General features: G+C 59.9%; 7 protein-coding genes and 4 pseudogenes. 5 read left to right on the forward strand and 6 right to left on the reverse strand.

Going from position 1 to position 6,787, the window contains the following annotated elements; translation table 11 throughout:
• A partial coding sequence (locus HJB91_RS30170) for a transposase (RefSeq protein WP_221156912.1) occupies nt 1-193 on the reverse strand: 193 nt, incomplete at its 3' end.
• A 119-nt stretch (nt 194-312) separates the two neighbouring features.
• Between HJB91_RS30170 and HJB91_RS30175 the strand changes: the two genes are divergently transcribed.
• The 4 genes from HJB91_RS30175 (at nt 313) to HJB91_RS30190 (ending at nt 1,946) form a co-directional block, all read left to right on the forward strand.
• Nucleotides 313-675 carry a hypothetical protein gene (locus tag HJB91_RS30175; protein ID WP_259669998.1) on the forward strand — a complete coding sequence of 121 codons (363 nt, stop codon included), beginning with the start codon at nt 313-315 and terminating at the stop codon, nt 673-675.
• A 100-nt stretch (nt 676-775) separates the two neighbouring features.
• Nucleotides 776-1,081, forward strand: coding sequence for a hypothetical protein (locus HJB91_RS30180; RefSeq protein ID WP_259669999.1), 306 nt, complete (start codon nt 776-778; stop codon nt 1,079-1,081).
• 3 nt (nt 1,082-1,084) lie between these two features.
• Complete coding sequence (locus HJB91_RS30185) at nt 1,085-1,477, forward strand: hypothetical protein (RefSeq protein ID WP_221156916.1); 393 nt, start codon at nt 1,085-1,087, stop codon at nt 1,475-1,477.
• Nucleotides 1,443-1,946, forward strand: coding sequence for a hypothetical protein (locus tag HJB91_RS30190; protein WP_259670001.1), 504 nt, complete (start codon nt 1,443-1,445; stop codon nt 1,944-1,946). The genes HJB91_RS30185 and HJB91_RS30190 overlap by 35 nt, the downstream gene beginning before the upstream one ends.
• A gap of 81 nt (nt 1,947-2,027) precedes the next feature.
• Here HJB91_RS30190 and HJB91_RS30195 read toward each other — a convergent pair.
• A pseudogene (locus HJB91_RS30195) lies at nt 2,028-2,863 on the reverse strand (ISAzo13 family transposase); the annotation flags it as partial.
• Nucleotides 2,864-2,981: 118 nt separating this feature from the next.
• A pseudogene (locus HJB91_RS31030) lies at nt 2,982-3,238 on the reverse strand (IS6 family transposase); the annotation flags it as partial.
• Nucleotides 3,239-4,168: 930 nt separating this feature from the next.
• On the opposite strand from HJB91_RS31030, the gene HJB91_RS30205 reads away from it, so the two are divergent.
• The gene (locus HJB91_RS30205; RefSeq protein WP_221156923.1) at nt 4,169-4,936 is read left to right on the forward strand and encodes a hypothetical protein; all 768 of its coding nucleotides are present in this window, start codon (nt 4,169-4,171) and stop codon (nt 4,934-4,936) included.
• Nucleotides 4,937-5,077: 141 nt separating this feature from the next.
• Here the strand turns inward: HJB91_RS30205 and HJB91_RS30210 are convergent.
• From HJB91_RS30210 to HJB91_RS30215, 3 genes and pseudogenes are all read right to left on the reverse strand, one after another.
• Nucleotides 5,078-5,558, reverse strand: a pseudogene (locus HJB91_RS30210) (transposase); the annotation flags it as partial.
• 411 nt (nt 5,559-5,969) lie between these two features.
• Nucleotides 5,970-6,095 carry a hypothetical protein gene (locus HJB91_RS31040; RefSeq protein WP_259670000.1) on the reverse strand — a complete coding sequence of 42 codons (126 nt, stop codon included), beginning with the start codon at nt 6,093-6,095 and terminating at the stop codon, nt 5,970-5,972.
• Nucleotides 6,092-6,506 (reverse strand): annotated as a pseudogene (locus tag HJB91_RS30215) (transposase). The gene HJB91_RS31040 and the pseudogene HJB91_RS30215 overlap by 4 nt, the downstream one beginning before the upstream one ends.
• Nucleotides 6,507-6,787: the final 281 nt, after the last annotated feature.

Genomic DNA, 6,787 nt, shown 5'->3' on the forward strand with positions numbered 1-6,787 from the left:
CCCAATCGCGGTCACGGTAGCCGTTGCGTTGAGCAAGCCGCAGTGGATTCTTTTCGCCGAACTCAGCACCGGCAGCTGATCCGACCTCCAGCTCCATCAGCCGCCCGGCGGCAAAGCCGATCATCTCGCGCAACAAATCTGCATCGGCGCTCTTCTCAACAAGCGACCGCACGTTCATCATGTCATTGGCCATTAGTGATCTTTCCGTCAGGTTGTGTCTTGAACAACCCGACCCTATCGGAAAACACTGATGGCCGCCCGCAAAGCCGATCACCCGCTACAGCGCAACGAGAAGCGCGCGGGCGCTCGGCTTTGCTACCTCTCGCCACCTACACCACCTGCTGGGACACGATCGGACCGATCCCTTACGCGGCGATCTTGAATTATGTCGACATGATCGCTCTCAAACACAATCGGTCGCTTCCGGAAGTTCACGCGATCCTGACCAGCGGCAGGATTCCGATGGTGGAGACCGTCATCCGCAAGAGCAATCATTTCAGCGATGTGGGGGCCGGCTTCGGCTCGCTCTACTCCAAGCTCGCCAGCATCGAGAATAATCCGACCTTGGCTCCATCGGCCAAGCGTCGGGCTTGCGAGAGCGTGCTCGATGCGATCGATCTCGTCAAGAAGATCAACAACGAATTCATCGGCCTCCTGCAGGCGGAGGCGGCTTAGAGAGATGGCGGGAGAGAGAACACCGGCCGGCAACATTCTAGCCCTTGCCCGATCGAGAGAGGATCAGGCGAAGGAGGTGGAGGAAACTGCCACCTCCTATATGCCGACCAATATCGACCTTGAAACGCTGATGCCCGATGAGGCTTTTGAAGGGCAGGGTGAGAGCGTCTCGCCTGGCGTCACATCACCGGAAGTCCGCACTCCGGACAAAAATCGACGCCGTGAGCGATTGGCCGCCAAGGGAACCACAGCGGCAGGGGACGCCACGAAACGCAAGCGGATCTCGCTGTATCTCGATGATGATGTGCTGACGAAGATCTTCAGGGTTTCACTGGAACGCCACGAGCAGCTTTCTTCGGCGACGCACCGGCTGATTATCGAGGCTCTGAAGGCGAGGGGGCTGTAGTTCATGCGCGAACCGGCCATCATGTTCCGGCTGCCTGCTCAGGTCTTAAGCAACCTCGACGCCCTTGCCCGCAGGCTCGATGTCTCCGTCAACATCGTCGCCAAGCTCATTGTCACCAGGGAGATCATGCACATTCCGGTGATGCTCGAGGAGCACGACCGGCAGCTGGCAAACATGCACCAGTTTTTACGAGATCTCGCCTTCCGGAACGAGGAGTTCCTCTCGGAGGAGAGTGTGCATGCCGAAAGTACCAAAGCGATCGCGCATCAGCTCGAAGAAGTCATGAGCGCACTTGATGCCATCCGAGACGCTGCCTTTATCCGGCCGTCCACCTTTATCGCCGACCTGATCAGGAACCACGATGAACGACCTGTCCAGAAGTCGCTCCGCGTCTAGACCGGAAGGTCGTCGGCTGCCGAGCTATTTCGATCTCATCGAAGACGAGCTGCGGCGCCGCGGGGGTGGTGGCGGTGGATCGGCGAAGCGGCCGACCTTTACGAAATCTGGCTTGCCCTCAATCAAACATCCGGGCGCTGCCTCGGCGTTAAGCCGCGCGGCCGGCAACAATGCGGTCGTCGTCAAGGTCTTGTCTTATGGTGCCGGCGCGAGTTCGGCCCGCAACGTCCTCGCCTATCAAAGCAAGGAAGAGAGAGAGCGCGACCAGGACGGTCGCGAGGTCACCGATCTCAGTGCCGCCGTCCGGTCCTGGGAGAGGGAGTTTAGCAGCCGGAAAGGCAGCCAGGACGTTCTCCGTCTGACCTACGAGCTTGAAAAGGCCGACCGCGAAGACATCGCGCGCGCTCTCGGTTCGTTGGCGAAGACGGGTTCCGACAGTCAAGCAGCTGGTCAGGATTGCGAATTCTGATTTCCCATAGGCACCCCCGCCGAGCTGAGCCATAACCCCGAAAATTTCAGCTCCCGCTGGCCCAAAATCGGGGAGCACCTCACCGCCGCCATCGGCGGCGATGGTCAGGCTATGAGCATTGGCGCGCTCGCGGCCATGCCGATCCACCAGGGGCGGATGGCGTTGACGGCGAAGGCGACAGTGTCGTGGTCCCCGACGCTGACCCAGCCTTTGTCGTCAGCGATATCGTAAACCCCATAAGGGGCGGTACGCCCGAGCTTGGGATCGATGAAGTCGTGCACGCGCACCGGCTCGGGGGAATCGGCCGGCCGGTATTCGCGCCCGCCGTTCTTGAAGTCGCCGACCAGTTCCTTCTTCTTCGTATCCACCGAGATGGCCGGTTGACCGGCGGCAATGGCGTCCTTGACTGTTACGGCAATGTGGCGGAACTGCGCGTCACAATCGATATATCCGGATCCCTCGAGCGTCGTGCGATTGGCCTGAAGCGAATAGCCAAGCCCTTTGAGCAGCGTCCCCACCACGTCGTGGCCGACTCGATGGCACATGCCACAGAGCGCCGCCGCCAGGTTCCGCAGGCTTTTCGATGTCCACTTCAACGGCGACATCGGATCGCCCCGCGTAGCTGGATCGACAAGCCGTTCCAGGCCTCTGAGAAGTGTCGGATCGGTTTGTGTCAAAGGATTGCGGCCGGCGCCCTTGCGACGGATGCCACCAAGGGCTGAATCCGCTGCCGTGCCGCGCAGCTCGCGTAGTCCGTAGCCAATGGTGCTGCGTGCGATCCCGGTCGCCGCGCTCACCGCAGCAATGCCGTCCCAGCCCGCAGCCAGCGCTTCGGCCGCCGCAAAGCGCCGGCGACCGCGCTCATCCAGAACCGGACTGACGGCTTCATACCGGAGCTTGATGGCGGCAATATCGATCCTTGTCTACAAACCAAGAAGTGATTTGGGAATCCTCAAAACGCCAAATCTCGATTCGGAAATTTATCGACATTGCCTAAGCTCCTCCCTTGGCCGTGGCCTCAGAACTGCGCTTACTGACAGCCTCTTCGAGATGCCATTTGTCGCCGAGCTTGCAGGCCGATCGCTTCCGAATATCATTGGCAAAGTGTCTGCTAAATTTCTCAGCCCAAAGCCGCACGCTCTGAGAGAGACGATGACGCCACGCGCTGCCAGCATATCCTGGGCCATCCGCAGGCTGAGCGAGAAACCGGCAATAGGGCCAAACGGCATGGGCAATCACCTGCGCCGGAAATCGGTGGCGACGATAAAGAGATCACGGGAAAATCTGGTCATGCTGCTAGATCCCACATTTTGATCGATGCCAGCCCAACGTTGCGGTGCCCGTCCGTGAAACATGACGCAATTCCCTCATCTGTGGAGAAAGCCTTCTCCCAACGGCAGGTTTGCTTGGCTATGGCTGGGGTGTCACCCAGACATGACGGCTTCGATGAGATGATTGCATACCAAATATTCATGACGGAGGCGCGCGAATCGCCAGTACTGATGCGTCGTTGCTCCGGAGAGAGCAGAAAGGGGCAACTCAGATTGGCTTTCGCCCCGCCCACGAAAAGGGAAAAGGCGACAATGAATCCAGACAATGGTGACTTCGATCCGGAGTGGATGACTTGGCTGGCTGCCCTAAGAGGGCTCACTCCGCCGCCCGCGGTCTCGGTTTTTGATTGGAGGCAGGAGTTTAATGAGCCGCTATTGGTAGCCGGTGACCTGCCGCTAGAGATCGAGACACTGCGCAACGATCGAAGCGCAGCGCTGAGATCTTCAGCTTCTTCCAGTGTGCCAAGAATGCGGTCGATAACGAACCGGTCTGAGCGGGCACGGGTCCCATTCGAAAGTGAAATCTCCGATGCGGCGCTCGAAACAGCAATCTCAAGAGGAGACGTCCATGCACTCCACCTCATCCATGCCAATGTCGGGAATGCTCAATGGCGAAATTACGCTGACGCAGTTTTGCAACACCTGTCGCTTCTACCACCTTTACCACCTCCGCCACCCTTGTTAGCGTCTTACAGTACGATGGCACCTGAGGCTGAACCTGAGACAAGCCGGCGCAGCGACATCATGGCAGCGGTAGCCGATGCCTTGTTCGAGGAGGAGGCGGGGACCGTGCTCCTCGACGCAAGGAGCCCGATCCAGCAAGGTCATCTCATGGCAGCCCTGGCCTACGCCACGTTGACAGGACTGGTGCTTGACCTGGAACCCCAACGCTTGGCACCGCTCATAATGCGATTGAGGGGGCTTGACGACGAAACGCGTGAAAGCGCTGCGGCGCGCTACGCGGCGCGGCACCTTCTGGAGCAGACGAACGGCCGCATCGTAACAACCGATATCGATCGCATCCCCCGCGAGCCACAGATCATCCTTCGCGCGCTCGGCTTCAGCAGTCTCACTGGAAATCCCATGACCACGACGGCGCCAATACGCCGGCCAGCAGGACGTCAGACGAGAGATGCGGTCTTGCACCATACACTGGACGCGCTGCTGACGGCGACGCCGCGGCTGCTGGGGCAGAGCTACAGTGCCTGGGCGAACGACCTTAGGGCGGCCGCACCCGGTCTCAGCTACGAGGGTGCCTTCAGAATCGCCAGAGGACACAGACGGGATATACCGCGTCCGACAACATTCTGGGAGTTGTCGGCCGGGGACCGGGCGAGCCTGGAGGCGTTCGCGTCGACGACGCGGCGGCTCGCGGGGCAGAGCGACCGAGCCTCGGGGGCCGCGTTAAGGGCGGCCGAACCTGGTCGCAGCGCCGCAGATGCTGCCCCGGTCGTCAGAGCAAACAACTCTGATATCGCGGGACGGAGAGCATTACGAGAGGCGGTTGCGTCGGCGACGCCGCGGCTGCCGGGGCAGAGCAACAGAGCCTGGGCGGCCGCGCTCAGGGAAGCCGAACCTGGTCTCAGCGCCGTGGATGCCGCCCGGATCGTCAGAGCGAGCGAAGGACCGCCAGTCCGTCGACAGGTTCCCGATCGTTGATAGGCTCCGGTCCGATCCTCGAATACCATCAACCCCTGCGGCCGAACGGCTCGCACAGACACGCCGGATACACGACCCAAAAAGCACCGTGTCTGCCGTTATATTCAATTTCGCCTTGCAAACCGGGAGCGGTCCATACACATCGTTCTGTTCGAGCAGTAATGCGCCGAGACGGACAATGGCTTCGTCGTTGGGAAAGATGCCGATGACCTCGGCGCGGCGCTTGATCTCGCCATTGAGGCGCTCGATTGGATTGGTCGAGTGCAGCTTTGCCCGGTGCTCTTTCGGGAAGTCATGTAGGCGAGCGCATCCTCTTCGGCATCATCCCTAATGGCGGCTTCGGTACCTTTGATCTTACCTGGTCGGCAACAATGCGCCACTGCATGCTGGCAGATTCCGCCGTATCCTGTGCGAACGCCTTGGCGAGGAAGGCGGAGACGACGCGAGACGCCCGCTCTTCCAAGCATGAGCCAATGCATTGCGCAACGGCGGCCTTGACGCCTTCCTGTGCATCCGAGACGACGAGCTTCACGCCGTGCAATCCTCGGCGGGTCAGCCTGCGCAGGAACTCCGTCCAGATCGGCTCGGCTTCCGATGTGCCAACTTCCATGCCCAGAACCTCGGCCATCGATAAAGTACGACTCTGTTTTTCCGGCCTTGGGCTAATTGTATAGTTCCATTCGCCGTGGAAGGTGTGGCGGAGGATATTGATCGCGGCCACTTCGGCGTCGGTAGAATTTTTCATCGAGTTCGCAGCGAACGGTAAGGCCAGCGGTCGAGGCGATCAGTTCGACAATGGCGCGATAGTCGGTGAGCGGTTCGACCCCGCTCGTCCAGCATCGGACTTAGGGCCTCATAACGCAGCTTTATCGCAGCAACATCGATCACCAACACTATCTACAAACAAACAACGAAAATGGGAATCCACCAAATGCGATTTCTCGATTCAGAAATTTATCGATGCTTCCTAGCACGGTGCCATCCCACGCCAGGATTTTCAGGCGATCACCGCGCTTCGACCGGAAGATCACCGTTACCCCCGGAATGGGTCGAGCTTCAACTCGGTCTGCACCATCAGAGCCAGCGCCTGATGCCCACAGCGGAAGTCCACCGGCCGCGTTTCAATCAGGATCGGCAGTCGTTGGCCCGCGACGATCATGCCGTCCCTCGCATCGCTCGCACCAGGGCCGCCACACGTTCAACCGGCACGTCACCGCGAACCTGCTTAACAACGTCCGGGCCGATCTTCATCGTCAAGACCGCCGCAACACTCACAGCATCGCTCGGCTCCGCTGTAATCGTCAAAGCCACAAATGAAGGTTCGGCATCGCCGCTCTCCGCCGGGTCCGGCATAGCCTCAAGGCAGTGCCAGAATGCCCTCGCGCGCTTGCCGGCTGCAGAAGGAAAGCTGGTGCGGAACAACGTCATGACGGCGCGCGACATCAACAACATGAACACCAGGCTCAAGGCTTTCCGCGACAATCCGCGCCTTCGCATCATCGGGCCAACGCCGGTTTCCGCGGCGCGGCTCGACAGCTTCGTAGCGCCCAACAAATCCATCATCTGCCATGCAAATCTCCAGATAGTCCTGGAAACCTTCTCGCACACCCAGCAAGCCTCAAAATACAGCCAAACCAATGGGGCGGAGACGGCGCTTACGTTCGTTGAGGACCATTCTCCAATGAGGCAATACGAGTCTCACCTTGATTGTCGCCGTGCAAGCGTCGCTATTCGGCACGATGATGCTGGGATATCAATTGTGCATGGCGGCAGAGCGCCTGGCAGGCGTTATCTGCTTGACGTGATACCGGAGAGACCGCAATGGACAAATCAGGCTGGGATTGGCCCAAC

The organism is Rhizobium sp. NLR10b (assembly GCF_019685435.1).
Taxonomy (GTDB): domain Bacteria; phylum Pseudomonadota; class Alphaproteobacteria; order Rhizobiales; family Rhizobiaceae; genus Rhizobium.